Annotated in this window: 11 protein-coding genes; 7 read left to right on the plus strand and 4 right to left on the minus strand. The window is 72.0% G+C overall.

Features of this window, described 5'->3' with window-relative positions; genetic code table 11:
* The first annotated feature begins 90 nt into the window (after nt 1–90).
* Nucleotides 91–1623, plus strand: a complete 1533-nt coding sequence (locus AB0A69_RS04855; RefSeq protein WP_361415388.1) for a M1 family metallopeptidase — start codon at nt 91–93, stop codon at nt 1621–1623.
* A gap of 49 nt (nt 1624–1672) precedes the next feature.
* Here the strand turns inward: AB0A69_RS04855 and AB0A69_RS04860 are convergent, their stop codons facing one another.
* Nucleotides 1673–2305: a DUF6368 family protein gene (locus AB0A69_RS04860; protein WP_361415390.1), complete on the minus strand. Its 633-nt coding sequence runs from the start codon at nt 2303–2305 to the stop codon at nt 1673–1675.
* Between the two features lie 154 nt (nt 2306–2459).
* Here AB0A69_RS04860 and AB0A69_RS04865 point away from each other — a divergent pair, with 154 nt between their 5' ends.
* A complete protein-coding gene (locus AB0A69_RS04865) occupies nt 2460–3521 on the plus strand; it encodes a LacI family DNA-binding transcriptional regulator (protein ID WP_361416782.1) in 1062 nt (353 codons plus the stop codon).
* Here AB0A69_RS04865 and AB0A69_RS04870 read toward each other — a convergent pair whose 3' ends face one another.
* Nucleotides 3522–6293: a glycosyl hydrolase gene (locus AB0A69_RS04870; protein WP_361415392.1), complete on the minus strand. Its 2772-nt coding sequence runs from the start codon at nt 6291–6293 to the stop codon at nt 3522–3524. It abuts the gene before it with no gap.
* Nucleotides 6294–6539: 246 nt separating this feature from the next.
* Between AB0A69_RS04870 and AB0A69_RS04875 the strand changes: the two genes are divergently transcribed.
* The 4 genes from AB0A69_RS04875 to AB0A69_RS04890 all read left to right on the plus strand — a co-directional run bounded on the left by AB0A69_RS04875 (nt 6540) and on the right by AB0A69_RS04890 (nt 11682).
* On the plus strand, nt 6540–7835 hold the full coding sequence (locus AB0A69_RS04875) for an extracellular solute-binding protein (protein WP_361415394.1): 1296 nt from the start codon (nt 6540–6542) through the stop codon (nt 7833–7835).
* A 638-nt stretch (nt 7836–8473) separates the two neighbouring features.
* A complete protein-coding gene (locus AB0A69_RS04880; protein WP_361415396.1) occupies nt 8474–9412 on the plus strand; it encodes a sugar ABC transporter permease in 939 nt (312 codons plus the stop codon).
* A complete protein-coding gene (locus tag AB0A69_RS04885) occupies nt 9409–10251 on the plus strand; it encodes a carbohydrate ABC transporter permease (RefSeq protein ID WP_361415398.1) in 843 nt (280 codons plus the stop codon). Before AB0A69_RS04880 ends, AB0A69_RS04885 begins: the two co-directional genes overlap by 4 nt.
* Before the next feature lie 36 nt (nt 10252–10287).
* Complete coding sequence (locus AB0A69_RS04890; RefSeq protein ID WP_361415400.1) at nt 10288–11682, plus strand: GH1 family beta-glucosidase; 1395 nt, start codon at nt 10288–10290, stop codon at nt 11680–11682.
* Here AB0A69_RS04890 and AB0A69_RS04895 read toward each other — a convergent pair.
* Together AB0A69_RS04895 and AB0A69_RS04900 are read right to left on the minus strand one after the other, a co-directional pair.
* On the minus strand, nt 11654–12523 hold the full coding sequence (locus tag AB0A69_RS04895; RefSeq protein WP_361415402.1) for an oxygenase MpaB family protein: 870 nt from the start codon (nt 12521–12523) through the stop codon (nt 11654–11656). The genes AB0A69_RS04890 and AB0A69_RS04895 overlap by 29 nt on opposite strands.
* Nucleotides 12524–12680: 157 nt before the next feature.
* Complete coding sequence (locus AB0A69_RS04900) at nt 12681–13190, minus strand: hypothetical protein (protein ID WP_361415404.1); 510 nt, start codon at nt 13188–13190, stop codon at nt 12681–12683.
* Between the two features lie 149 nt (nt 13191–13339).
* On the opposite strand from AB0A69_RS04900, the gene AB0A69_RS04905 reads away from it, so the two are divergent.
* Complete coding sequence (locus AB0A69_RS04905) at nt 13340–14287, plus strand: helix-turn-helix domain-containing protein (RefSeq protein WP_361415406.1); 948 nt, start codon at nt 13340–13342, stop codon at nt 14285–14287.
* Nucleotides 14288–14426: the final 139 nt, after the last annotated feature.

The raw sequence follows: 14426 nt of genomic DNA on the forward strand, positions 1-14426 counted from the left end.
GTGACGGAAGAGGCCATGGACATGACTGTGTCGAGGAAGGCTGAATAACCTTCAGAAGATCTTATGGTCCTACGACTTGGAGAGCCTGACGTGCACCGCAGACTGATCGTCCCGAGCGCACTCGTGGTCTCGCTGATGCTGGCGATCCCGGCATCGGCCGCCGACTACGCACCCGGAGCCGCCGGAATCGGCGACCCGTACTACCCGGCCAGCGGCAACGGCGGGTACGACGTGTCGCACTACGACCTGCGCCTGAAGTACCAGCCGAAGACCGACCTGCTGGAGGGTACGGCGACGATCCTCGCCACCACCAAGCAGAACCTGTCCCGCTTCAACCTGGACCTGGGGCTCAAGGCCAGCGAGGTACGGGTGAACGGCACCCGGGCGAAGTTCGCCGCGACCGGCGACCACGAGCTGGAGATCACCCCGGCCACGCCGCTGGAGAAGGGCCGGGCGATCTCGGTCGTCGTACGGTACGCGGGCAAGCCGTCCGAGCTGAAGATCGGCGGCTGGACGGCCTGGCACCGCACGCCGGACGGCGGTGTCGCCGCGCAGGAACCGGATTCGGCCGTGTGGTGGTTCCCCTCCAACGACCACCCGCTGGACAAGGCGACGTACGACATCTCGGTCTCCGTCCCGGACGGTACGCAGGCCATCTCCAACGGCGTCCTGCAGTCGCAGTCGTCACGGCTCGGCTGGACGCGCTTCAACTGGCGTTCCAACAAGCCGCAGGCCAGCTACCTGGCCACGCTCGCCGTCGGCAAGTTCGACATCACGACGGACAAGACGGACAAGGGCCTGCCCGTCCTCAACGCGTACAGCAAGGACCTCGGCGACAACGCGGGCGCGGCGCGCGCCAGCATCGAGCGCACGAAGGAGGTCGCCGAGTGGCTGGAGGAGGTCTTCGGACCGTACCCCTTCAACGCGCTCGGCGGGTACGTGCCGAACGTGACGAGCGGGTACGCGCTGGAGACGCAGACCCGGCCGTTCTACAGCCCCCGGCAGTTCGCGAACGGCGCGAACGTCTCGGTGGTCGTGCACGAGCTGGCGCACCAGTGGTACGGCGACAGCGTGTCGGTGGACGGCTGGAAGGACATCTGGGTCAACGAGGGCTTCGCCCGCTACAGCCAGTGGCTCTGGTCGGAGAAGGAGGGCGAGGGCACGGCGCAGGAGCTGGCGGACTACGTGTACGCCACGCGCGCGGCCGACGACCCGTTCTGGACGGTGAAGCCGGGTGACCCGGGTCCGGACAAGCAGTTCGACATCGCCGTGTACGACCGGGGTGCGCTCGCGCTCCAGGCGCTGCGCAACGAGATAGGCGAAGAGGACTTCTTCGCCATCCTCAAGGGCTGGCCGACCGAGCGGGCGTACGGCAACGCCAAGGTGGGCGACTTCGTCGCGTACGCCGAACGCATCTCGGGCAAGCCGCTCTCCGGGCTCTTCGACACCTGGCTGTACCAGCCGTCGAAGCCGGCGGCGCCGACGGCGGCCGAGTCGGGGATCGCCTCGCGCTCGCGGGCGGCGACGGCCCCGTCGGCGGCGCCCGCGCAGCCGAAGTCGTGGAAGAAGATCGCCGCGACGAACACGGTCCACGAGCACGACGACCACGGGCACGACCACTGAGGTGACCGAAGCCGCCGCCTCCACCGGGCGTGGGGGCGGCGGCCGCGGGCTACTTGAGCAGCCGGAAACCGGGCCGCCCGGCCCAGGCCCGCAGGAACTCCGCGCTGCCCAGCGCCGTCCCGTCGTCCTCCGTGATCCCCAGCACTCCCGGCAGGCCCGCGACGATCGCCGCCTGCCCGTCCAGCAGCTCCGCCTTGGCCACGCCCCCGATGACGTCCATGACGGCGGCGGTCAGCAGGGCTGTGGCCACATGGTCGATCCCGCCGTTGCAGCAAGCGCTGACATCGACGGCATGGGTCGGCCTGAAGCCGAGAACTACCTCCACCTCGGGCTCGTCCTCATGCTCGGCCTCGAAGAGGCTCTCGTCCCCGACACCCGGCCCCATCAGGTACACCAGGAAAGGCCGACGCCAGTCCTCGCGCCGCGGATTGAAGCCCACCAGAGCCGTCAGCTCCTCGTCCACCACCGTTTCGCCGGTGAGGGAAAGCGGGAACGGCTTGCGCCGGTCCTTGTCCCGCGTGTCCTCGACACCCAGCCGCTCAGCGGGCACATGGACGTCGAAACACCCGGGCCGCAGCTCCGTGAAGGCGCAGGAGAGCCCCACCATCAACGCGCGGAACTCCCCGAGCACCTCCGGTGGAACGGGCGCGGCCAACTCGATCACCAGCGTCGGACCTGACATACGGGGAGCCTAAGGCTGTCTTCCGGATCTCGCCGGGCTCGCGGTGGATGAGAGCGCTCTCAGAGAGGGTCGGGACCGGTTACCCTGCTCCTGTGCGCGCGACGTCCGCGCACACCCGGTCCGCCCGCGACGCCGAGGAGCTCGCTTGCCCGCCCTGCCCGCACCGCCCGATCCCGCCCCCGGGTCCCGCCCCACGCTGGAAGCCGTCGCCGCCCGCGCCGGGGTCTCCCGGGCGACGGTCTCGCGTGTCGTGAACGGCGGTACGGGGGTGCGCGGGCCGTTGGTGGAGAAGGTGCGCCGGGCGGTCGAGGAGCTGGGGTACATCCCCAACCACGCCGCCCGCACCCTTGTGACCCGGCGCAACGGCGCGGTCGCGGTGATCATCGCGGAGCCGGAGTTCCGGGTCTTCTCCGATCCGTTCTTCGAGCAGCAGGTGCGCGGCATCAGCCGCGAGCTGACCGCGCACGACTCGCAGCTGGTGCTGCTGTGGGTGGAGGGCCCGGGCGACTACGACCGGATCGGCCGCTACCTCGGCGGCGGTCACGTCGACGGAGCGCTCGCCTTCTCGGTGCACGACGACGACGAGCTGCCCGCGATCATCCGGCGCGTCCAGGTGCCGGCGGTCTTCGGCGGCCGGCCGGGCTGGCCGGGCGCGACCGGAAGCCTCGCCGTGCCGTACGTCGACGTGGACAACCGCGGCGGCGCCCGCGAGGCCGTGCGGCACCTGCTCGCCCTGGGCCGCGAACGCGTCGCCCACATCGCCGGCCCCCGCGACCAGACCTCCGCGACGGACCGGCTCGACGGGTACCGGGACGTCCTGCTCGACGCCGGACCGGGCCTCATCGCGCAGGGCGACTTCACGGAGGAGAGCGGGGCCCGGGCGATGGCGGAGCTGCTGGAGCGGCGGCCGGACCTGGACGCGGTGTTCGCCGCGAACGACCTGATGGCGTCGGGGGCCCTGCGCGTGCTGCGCGAGCGCGGGGTGCGGGTGCCCGAGGACGTGGCGCTGGTGGGCTTCGACGACATGAGGTCCATCGCGGAGGCGACCGATCCGCCACTGACGACGGTCCGTCAGGACATCGAGGGCATGGGCCGGCTCATGGTCCGGCTGCTGATGCGCGTGCTGGGCGGGCAGGAAGGGGCCGAGCCCGGGGCGAGCAGCGCCCCGGGCTCGGTGATCATGCCGACGGAACTGGTCCGCCGGGCCTCGGCCTGACTACGCGTACGGGATGACGAGCACGGACCGGTCCGTACCGGTCTGGAGCTTGGCGGTGCCGTTGCCGATGGCGTGCCACACCTCCAGGCGGACGGTGCCGCCCCTGAGGTCGCCCAGGGTGCCGGTCGCCGCCTTCAGGCCGCGCCCCTGGCCGTACTCCTCCCAGCCGGCCACCGGGTCGGTGGCGAAGTAGTGGTACGTCTCCGTCCGGTCGAAGGTGCCGTCGCCCGTGAGGTCGTAGCTGACCCGGGCCTGCTGGCCGAGGCCGACCGTGGTGCCCGCGTCCACCTGGAGGCGGAAAGCGGTGGCGCCGCCGGGCTTCAGCGTGCCGTTGACGCCCTTCGCCTCGTACACCAGCGGCTGGTGAGGGGTGCCGTCGTGGTTGGCGCCGCCCGCAGAGGCGATGGTGTCGCCGCCGGCCGTGCCGTTCGTGGCGGTCGTCAGGGCGCCGCCGGTGCGCAGTTGGAAGGTGTCGCCCGTGGAGGGGCCGGGCCCGGGGTCGGTGCCTCCGGTTCCGGTGCCGGTGGCCGTCGAACGGGCCGGGACGGTGAGCTTCGCGCCGTCCGAGAACGTCACGGTGCGGGCGGTGGAGCCGTGGTTGTGCGCCGCGTAGGTCCGTGCGGTGCCCTTGGTGAAGACCGCCGACGTCGGGATGTCACCGGTGACGGTGGCGTCCGGGGCGCCGAGCGCGTCCAGCGTGGCGATCCAGTGGTACGTGTGGGCCTTGGACTCCCCCGCCTCCGGGGTGTACGCGGCGTGGCCGGAGTCCCACCTCGCCTTGGCGGCGGCGGGGTCGGCGAGGGCCTGGAACTCCCAGAGGATGTCGCGCCATTCGACGGCCGGGCCGCCGTTCTCGCGTTCCATCTCGGCGAGGTTGCGCCGGATCGCCGCCTTCTCGGCGGCGAGGTGCAGGGAGCCGCCGGTCACGGGCAGGACGTTGATGCCGTGGATCTCCTCGGGGTTGGCGGTCCACCAGGTCGCGTAGGCGGCGCCGCTGCCCCACACCATGCCGGCCGTGTCGTGGGCGAAGGAGGCGGGGAATACCTGCTGGTCGGCGTCGAACCAGTACTGCGTGATCGCCTCGGACTCCGTCGTCAGCAGGTACACGCCCAGGTCGCGCAGGGCGGTGTCCCCGGTGGCCGCGCCCCACAGCACCAGGCCGGCGCTGAGGTTGGTGGACTCCGACGAGGACTCCTGGTTGTTGCCGGCGGCGAAGCCCTGGTGACCGGAGGCCCAGCTGTGCCCGGCGTACACGTCGAAGCCGCGCAGGAAGGGGAAGGCGGTGTCGGTGCGGCTGGGGTTGGCGGCGTCGCGCACGAGCGTCTTGACCATGCCGCCCCACGCGGAGTCGGCGGCCCAGGCGGGGTCGTACTGGGCGACGATCGCCGCCGCGTAGACGTAGTACGAGTAGTGGAAGTGGTGGTCGTTGAGCTCGGTGTCGCTGCCGTACGAGGCGGGGTAACCGGTCAGCGTCTTCCACGTCCTGTCGTACGAGAACTCGTTGCCGCCGCCCACGGTGAACCAGTCCTGGAGGCGGCCCTTGATGAGGCCCAGCAGCCTGTCGCGCACGGCGGTGTCGCCGGTCTGCTCGGCGAGCGGCACGAGCTGGGCGAGGCGGCCGAGGGCCTTGCCGGTCCAGTACGTGTCGGTGGCGCCCTGCAGCGGATCGGGGGCGTTCACGACCTCGTTCAGGTAGCCGCGCAGCCGGGCCGCGTCGACGCCGGACGACTTCGGCAGGCCGGGCAGCACGGCGGCGGCCCGCTGGCTGGTGGTGAAGGACGTCGCCTCGCGGACCTTCATGGTGCCGCGCGGTGAGACGTACGTGTACGGGGTCAGCGCGTCCGTGGTGTTGAGCCACTGATGGCGGTAGAGGGCCTGCAGGGTGCCGGTCTCGGTGCCTTCCTGCGGCTGAGTGGTGAGGCTGTACGTGGCTCTGACCGTGCCCGCGCCGTGGCTCCAGGCGACCTGGGAGCCGGTCACGAAGCTGAAGGCGTACTTCCGGTAGGTGGCGAGCGCGTCGGTGGAGGGCAGGACGGCGAGCGAGAAGTAGTCCTTGCCGCCGAGGGCCGCCGTGAGCGTGGAGCCGGAGACGGTCCAGTCGGTGCCGGTGGGGGCGAAGAGGGCGTAGTGGTGGCCGGCGACGGTGATGCCGAGGACGTTGCCCTGGTCGGCGAAGACGGTGGGGGCGGTGGCGGTGGTGACACGGGCGCTGCCGCCGGTGCCCTTGGCGTAGACGAAGGGCAGGCCGTGGCCGATGGTCGTACGCAGCGTGCGGGATCCGTCGGACCAGTAGGGGGTGACGGTCCAGTCGGACCACGCATCGGCCTTGGTGTCGGGCGAGTTGAGCCCCGTCAGACCGAGGGTGAGGTCGCGCTTGTGGGCGTACTCGTACTGGCGGCCGTCGCCGACGATGGCGGGGGCCGTGGGGTAGCCGATGTCCAGGCCCGCGGCGGTGGCCTGGTAGGTGAGGGGGTGGCCGTACATCGGGGTGGACCAGGGATTGTCGCCGTAGCGCTGGAAGGCGAGCGAGGACCACCAGTCGTTGGTGGGGACGGGCTTGCCCTGGGCGGCGGGCGTGACCTTGGGGGTGACCGGGGTGCCGGTGTTGGTGGTGGGACCGGAGGTGCCGGCGGGGCGGGTGTCGGAGTAACCGCCCGCGCCGACGGGGACGGTGGCGGCGGCGGCCGGGGCGGCGGTGGGACCGGCCAGGCCGAGGGTGGCCAGGGTGGTGGCCACGAGGACTGCGGCTGATCGGGTGCGCGGGGATGGCATGGACAGCACCTCGAGGGGGTGGGGGATCGAGCGTTGAGAGCGCTCTCATGTGGCCAGGAACGTAAAACTCCTGAAAGAGACTGTCAATACAGGGGACATAAGAGGGAGTTGGCAGGACCGCGCTGCTGTTACGTGTTCGAGTCTTGACGGCACAGGGGCGCACGGGGGACGCTCCGACGCAACCGTTTGAGAGCGCTCTCAGCTCTCCGCGCCGTCCCGCTCCCCCGAAGCCAAGGGAGGCTTCCCATGCCCATCGCCCGAGCCGCCAGAAGGGCCGCCGTCCGTCTCGGCGCGGTCGCGCTCACCGGGGCCCTGCTCGCCGGTTGCGGAGCCGGCGCCTCGGACGAGGCGTCCGACGGCCGGGTCACGCTCACCGTCGACCTCTTCGGCTCCTTCGGTTACAAGGAGGCCGGGCTCTACGCCGAGTACGAGAAGCTGCACCCCGGCATCACGATCAAGCAGACCGACACCGAGGACGAGCAGGACTACTGGAAGTCCCTCCAGACCCGGCTCGCGGGCGGCGGCGGCCTCGCCGACGTCCAGGGCATCGAGGTCGGGCGCATCGCCTCCGTCACCCAGCAGCAGGCCGACAAGTTCGAGGACCTGACGAAGTACGGGGCGGACAAGCTCAAGGGGCAGTTCGCCGAGGCGAAGTGGACGGCGGCGACCACCAAGGACGGGCGCGTGCTCGGGCTCGGCACCGACGTGGGACCCGAGGCGATGTGCTATCGCACGGACCTCTTCAAGCAGGCCGGCCTGCCCACGGACCGCACCGAGCTGGCCGCGCGGTGGTCCACCTGGGACGGGTACCTGGAGCTGGGCAAGCAGTACAAGGCGAAGGCCCCCGGCAAGAGCGCGTGGCTCGACAGCGTGGGCAGCCTCTTCACCATCATGATCGGGCAGGAGGAGGAGCGGTACTACAACGCCTCCGGCGAACTCGTCTACGACAAGAACCCCGCCGTCAAGGCCGCGTGGGACACCGCGGCCGAGGCGGCCGAGGCTGGCCTGAGCGCCAAGCTCGACCAGTGGTCGCCGCAGTGGAACCAGGCCTTCGCGGCCGGGTCCTTCGCCACGATCCCGTGCCCCGCGTGGATGCTCGGCTACATCAAGGGCCAGGCCGGCGACGCCGGGCGCGGCAAGTGGGACATCGCCAAGCTGCCGGGCGGCGCGGGGAACTGGGGCGGCTCGTACCTGTCCGTGCCGCGCGCGGCGAAGCACAAGAAGGAGGCGTACGACCTGATCCAGTGGCTCACCGCGCCGGAGCAGCAGGCCAAGCTCTTCCGCGCACAGGGCAACTTCCCGTCCTCGACGGGCGCCATCGCGAAGATCGCGGACGCCACGGACCCGTACTTCTCGGGCGCCCCCATCGGCCGGATCTTCGGCGAGGCGGCGAAGGCGGCGCCGGTGCAGGTGCTGGGAGTGCACGACAAGAACGTCGCGGACCAGATCACGAACGCGCTGAGCGAGGTCGAGCGTAAGGGCACGGCACCCGACGAGGCCTGGTCCACCGCGAGGAAGGGCGTCGCGAACGCGACGGGCTGAGCCTTCCGGGGCGGGGCGCGCGCGGCGGACCTGCCGGTCCGGGCACCGCGCCCGGCGAGCACCCGCGCAGGGGGCTTGCCCTGCCGGGGGTGCGGTTCCGCGCTGCGCTGGGCGCCCGCGTGGGCGGCTGCCGCCGGCGGGGTGCGGGGCGGGACCCCTCCGGGCTCGACTCTCCCCCAGAGGGGGTACCCCCACGCGGCCGGCGGCCTTGGCCCGTACGGACGCGGAACGGTCTCCGCGCCGCCAACCGCTGCGGGGACGACCCTGCACGGCCCCACCCCGAGGCCGAAGGCCGTCCGCGGGCGGTGGCCGCTGACGCCCGTTACGCGGGAGCGCGGCTCCTGTGCGGACCGAGGTCGCAACGACGCCCACCGGGGACGCACGTACCGGCCGTGGATCGGGCCCGACCACGTGAGGGGGACGGGGGTGGAGCGTGGGGGGTGGTCGGACGTCAAACGACTGAACTCGCGCGAAGCGCGGTGAACGAGAGTCCGACCACCCCCCACCGGAACCCCCGGCACCCGCCCGAAGCCCACCGGGCAGCAGCCCAGGCCCCGCTCAGCGGAAACCCGCCCACCAGGCAGCAAGCATCGCGCAGCGCAAGCCGCCGCGCGCCGAACTCCGAAGGGCCCCGTACCGTGACCCTCCACGCACCACCCGCCGCCGCGCGCGGCGCGACGTACCGGCGCCTCTGGCGGGCGGCCTCGCCGTACGCGTACATCGCGCCGTTCTTCACCCTCTTCGCCGCCTTCGGGCTCTTCCCCCTCCTCTACACCGCCTTCGTCTCGCTCTACCGCGTCGAACTCCAGACCCCCGGTGACATGCAGTGGCGCGGCCTCGCCAACTACACCGCGCTCTTCACCGACGACTTCTTCTGGCTCTCGCTGCGCAACACCTTCACCATCGGCGTGCTGTCGACGGTCCCGCAGCTGGTGATGGCGCTGGGCCTGGCGCACCTGCTGAACTACAAACTCCGTGGCCGGACGTTCTTCCGGACGGCGATGCTGCTGCCGTACGCGACGTCCGTCGCCGCGGCGACGCTGGTGTTCGCGCAGCTCTTCGGGCGGGACTTCGGCCTGGTGAACCACCTCCTGGGCGTGGTCGGGTTCGGCCCGGTGGACTGGCAGACCGGTACCGTCGCCTCGCAGGTCGCGGTGTCGACGATCGTCATCTGGCGGTGGACCGGCTACAACGCCCTGATCTACCTCGCGGGCATGCAGTCCATCCCGACCGAGCTGTACGAGGCCGCGGAGATGGACGGCGCGTCGCGCTGGCGGCAGTTCGTGCACGTCACGCTGCCGGGCCTGCGGCCGACGATCGTGTTCACCGTGGTGGTGTCGACGATCGGGGCGACGCAGTTCTTCGGGGAGCCGCTGCTCTTCGAGGGCAGCGTGTCGGGCGGTATCTCGCACCAGTACCAGACGCTCGGTCTGTACCTGTACGAGCAGGGCTGGGGCTTCTTCCACCTGGGTCGGGCGGCCGCGGTCGCCTGGGTGATGTTCCTGCTGATCCTGGTCCTGGTCGGGGTCAACGCCCTGGTCGTGCGCCGCCGCGCCCGCAAGGAGGCCGTCCGATGAGCGTGAAGCGACGCGCGGGGCGCACGCTCCACGGGGGGAGGGTCGCGTACGCGATCCTGATCGCCGCCGTGCTGGTCTCCGCCTTCCCGTTCTACTGGACGATCGTCGCCGCGAGCCGCTCGAACGCGGATCTGGCGCAGGTGCCGCCGGCGCTGCTCCCCGGCCCGAACCTGATGCGGAACGTCGAGGCGGTGCTGGAGGAGGCGGACATCGGCACGGCCCTGCTCAACTCCCTGATCGTGTCGGGTTCGATCACCGTCGGCACGGTGCTGTGCTGCACGCTCGCCGGCTTCGCCTTCGCCAAGCTGCGCTTCCGCGGCAAGGGGGCGCTGCTGGCGGTGACGGTGGGCACGATGATGATTCCGCCCCAACTGGGCGTGATCCCGCTGTTCATGCTGATCGCGAAGCTGGAGTGGGTGAACCAGCTGCAGTCGGTGATCCTGCCGGGGCTGGTGTCGGCGTTCGGGGTGTTCTTCATGCGCCAGTTCCTGGTGCAGTCCCTGCCGGACGAGTTGATCGAGGCGGCGCGGGTGGACGGCGCGTCGAACGCGCGGATCTTCTGGTCGATCGTGGTGCCGGTGGCGCGGCCCGGGATGGCGGTGCTGGGCATGCTGACGTTCATGGCGGCCTGGAACGACTTCTTCTGGCCGATCGTGGCGCTGTCCTCCCAGAACCCGACCGTGCAGGTCGCACTGCGCCAGCTGGGCGGCGGTTACGTACACGACCAGTCCGTGATCATGGCGGGCACGCTGCTCGGCACCCTCCCCGTGCTGCTTGTCTTCGGCCTGCTGGGCCGCCAGATCGTCGGCGGCATCATGCAGGGCGCCGTCAAGGGCTGACCCTTCCTTTCCCCTCCACCTTTCGTTGGGAGTCTCATGACCGAGCTCAGCTTCCCGGCCGGCTTCCGCTGGGGCACGGCCACGGCCGCGTACCAGATCGAAGGCGCCGCCGACGAGGACGGCCGGACGCCGTCCATCTGGGACACCTTCAGCCGTACGCCGGGCAAGGTGCGCAACGGCGACACCGGTGACATCGCCGCCGACCACTACCACCGGATGCGCGAGGACGTCGCGCTGATGAAGGACCTGGGGGTGACGGACTACCGGTTCTCGGTGGCGTGGCCGCGCGTGCAGCCGACGGGGCGGGGGCCCGCGGCCCAGAAGGGACTGGACTTCTACCGGCGGCTGGTGGACGAGTTGCAGGCGGCGGACATCCGGCCGGTGGCCACGCTCTACCACTGGGACCTCCCGCAGGAGCTGGAAACCGCTGACATCAGCGGCTCCGCCGCGGGGGGCGGCTGGCCGCAGCGGGAGACGGCGGAACGGTTCGCCGACTACGCCGCGCTGGTGGCGAGCGCGCTGGGCGACCGGGTCGCCACCTGGACGACGCTGAACGAGCCGTGGTGCGCGGCGTTCCTCGGGTACGCCTCGGGGGTGCACGCGCCGGGCCGCACGGAGCCGGTCGCGTCGCTGCGCGCGGCACACCACCTGAACCTGGCGCACGGGCTCGCGGTGCGGGCCCTGCGGGCCGCGCTCCCGGCGTCGGCGGAGGTGTCGCTGACGCTGAACCTCCACGCGGTGAGGGCGCTTTCGGACTCGGACGCCGACCAGGACGCGGCGCGGCGGGTGGACGCGCTGGGCAACCGGCTCTTCCTGGACCCGGTGTTCCACGGGCGGCTTCCGGCGGACCTGGTGGCGGACACGGCCGGGCTGACGGACTGGGCGTTCGTACGGGACGGGGACCTGGAGGTGACGTCCGCGCCGGTCGACTCACTGGGGATCAACTACTACTCCCCCACGGTCGTCGGGGCGGGGACGTGCGACGTGCCGTCGCCCTGGCCGGGCTCGGAGGCGCACGTCCGCTTCGTACCGGCGCCGGGGCCGCGTACCGCGATGGACTGGCCGGTGGACGCCGACGGACTGTACGAGCTGCTGGTACGGCTGCGGGACGAGCTGCCCTCCGTACCGTTGTTGGTGACGGAGAACGGCGCGGCGTACGACGACTACGCCGACCCGTCGGGGGCTGTCCACGACCCCGAGCGGGTGGCGTACCTGCACGCGCACCTCGCGGCGGTGCACCGGGCACTGGCGGACGGGGTGGACGTGCGCGGCTACTTCCTGTGGTCGCTGCTGGACAACTTCGAGTGGGCGTACGGCTACGGTAAACGGTTCGGCATCGTGCACGTGGACTTCGCATCCCAGCGGCGCACGCCGAAGGACAGCGCGCGGTGGTACGCGGACGTCATCGCGCGGGGCGGGCTGCCGAGCTGAGACGATGCCGTCGGCGGGCCTCGCGCGCGAGCGGGAGGTAGCGCAACCGCTCGGGCAGGACGGGGACCACGGCTCGTACGACCCGGCCGAAGCGGCGCAGCGCGCGCTCCTGCGCGTCCGTCCACTCCAGGCCGAGCGCGGCGCGCGCGTCGGGCGGCATGAAGCCGATGCTGACGAAGCGGCGGAAGCGGGCGAGCGACGGGAGCAGTACCGGCCACAGGGCGCGCAGGAGGAGCCGCGTCGGGAGCGGTCCACGGTCGGGCGGGGGCACCGGACTGTCGGTGGCGACCAGCTCCCGGACGACGACGGTGGCCTCGATCTCCTCGGCGAGGATCTTGCGGTAGTACGGCCAGAAGTCCTCGATCGTCTGCGGCATGTCGCGGTCGTGGAGGCCGAGTATCCGGCCGACCTGGAGCCACTCGGCGTACAGCTGCCGCTCCTGCGCCTCGGTCATGGGACGCACGAGGTAGCGGTAGGCGTGGTGGAAGACGGGGAAGCCGGTGGCGTGGACCCAGGCGTAGTTCGCCGGGGTGAGGGCGTGGTAGCGGCGGCCGCGGGTGTCGGTGCCCTGGATGGTCTTGTGGAGCCGCCGGAGCCTGCGGCCCTCCTCGGCGGCGGCCTCGCCCCCGTACACCCACAGCTGGAGCGAGCGCAGGGAGCGTTCGCCGCGGCCCCAGGGGTCGGTGCGGAAGACGGAGTGCTCGTCGACGCCGGCGCCGACGGCGGGGTGGGCGACCTGGAGGGTGAGCGCGGCGGGCAGCATGAGCAGGCCGCGTATGTCGCCCGCGAGGGTCCACAGCACCCCGCCGGGGGGTGGCGGTGCCGGGTCTGCTGCTGCCATGGCCGACGTGCTCCTCGGTGCGGTTCCGGGGCCCGGGGTGGGCCCCGCTACCAGTATCGATCACCGAGGGCGGGCGGCGGAGGCGGGGGCGTGGGCTCCGGTGCCGGTGCCCCCGGCTCGGGTCAGGGGCTTCGGGCCTGGGGCCTCGGGCCCGGGATCAGGGGCGGTCGGCGGGGCGGGCGGGGACGGGTTCCCCGATGATCCGCTCGGCGAGGGTGCGCGCCCACGCCTCCACGTCGTCACCGAGGCGGGACTCGGCGGCGGCGCGTTCCTCCGCGATGCGGGCGTGCCCGGCGGCGAGGATCCGCTCGCGCTCGCGCGCCCCCTCCTCGCGGGCGGCGACGAGGGCGGCCGCGCCCTGCTCGTGCGCCTCGGCGCGGATGCGGGCGGCGTCGTGCCGCGCCGAGGCGAGCTCGGCCTCGTACTGGCTACGGAGCTGGGCGGCCTGCTCGCGCAGTTCCTCGGCGCGGTCGGTACCGCCCTCGATGGCGTCCTGGCGCTGCCGCAGGGTGCGGTTGATCCGGGGCAGGATCACCGTGGCCATGATGAGGAAGGTGGCGCCGAAGAACACGACGCCGATGATGAGTTCGGCCAACACGGGGTTGAGCGGACCGAGATCGAAGGGGAACACCTCGGCGTTCCGGGCAAGAGTCACCGTCGAGTCCATGTCCGGATCCTACCGAGTCCTCTCGATCCGTCCCGACCGGCAGAGCAGGACACGAGCGGTGTTGACACGGAAGTTGACGGGGGGTGACGCCGCGGCCTCGGCAAACACCGGCGGCCCCCGGACGCGTACCTGGCGTACCGTGCGGCCCCATGCATGTGGTTGCTGTTCTCGCTCTTGACGGGGTGTCAGCGTTCGACCTGACCATCCCCTGCCAGGTGTTCGCCTTCGCGCGCAGGCCCGACGGGACGCCCGCGTACGAGATCAGGGTCTGCGCGGACCGCGCCGTCACCACGCGGGCGGGTGAAGCGGAACCCTTCCGCCTCACCGCGCCGTACGGTCTGGCGGACGCCCGCGGCGCGGACACCCTCATCGTGCCGGGCATCGCCGCCGACCAGACGCCGCATCCGCGGGTGGTCCGGCTGCTGAGGGAGGCGGCGGCCTCGGGAGCACGCATAGCCTCCATCTGCACGGGCGCCTTCGTCCTGGCCCGGGCCGGGCTGCTCGAAGGGCGCCGGGCGACGACGCACTGGCGCTTCGCCGATGACCTCGCCGCGCGGTTCCCCGAGGTGACGGTGGACCCGTCGGTGCTGTTCGTCGACGACGAGGACGTCCTGACCTCCGCGGGCATCGCCGCCGGCCTCGACCTGTGCCTGCACATCGTGCGCCGGGACCAGGGCGCAGCGGTCGCCGCCGACGTGGCCCGCATGATCGTCATGGCTCCGCAACGGGAGGGTGGCCAGGCCCAGTTCATCGAGCACCGGGAGCCCGGAACCGACACGGACGACCTCGGCGGGACGCTGCGGTGGATGCGGGACAACCTGCACCGGCCGCTGGCGATCGCCGACATCGCCGCCCAGGCCGCAATAAGCAGGCGCAGCCTGGCGCGGCGCTTCCGGGCGCAGACCGGGACGACCCCTTTGCGGTGGCTGCTCGCACACCGCGTGCAGCGGGCCCGGGAACTGCTGGAGACCACCGACGTACCGATCGGCCGGATCGCGGAGAGCACCGGTTTCGGGTCCATCGAGGCTCTCCGGCACCACTTCACCCGGCAGGTGGGCACGACCCCGAAGGCGTACCGCGCGAGCTTCCGGGTGTGAGGCTTCCGGGAGCGAGGGGCGCGCGTGCGCGCCGTGGCCGCATCTTGCGCCACATGGGCACCCAGGCCACTGTCCCCTCTCGTCCTCCGTCGGAAGACTGGGCCCGTCGTCGCACCTCAGGGGCCGCATGCGGTGTCCC

The sequence above is a fragment of the Streptomyces sp. NPDC045431 genome (genome assembly GCF_040646655.1).
In the GTDB taxonomy this organism is placed as follows: Bacteria; Actinomycetota; Actinomycetes; order Streptomycetales; family Streptomycetaceae; genus Streptomyces.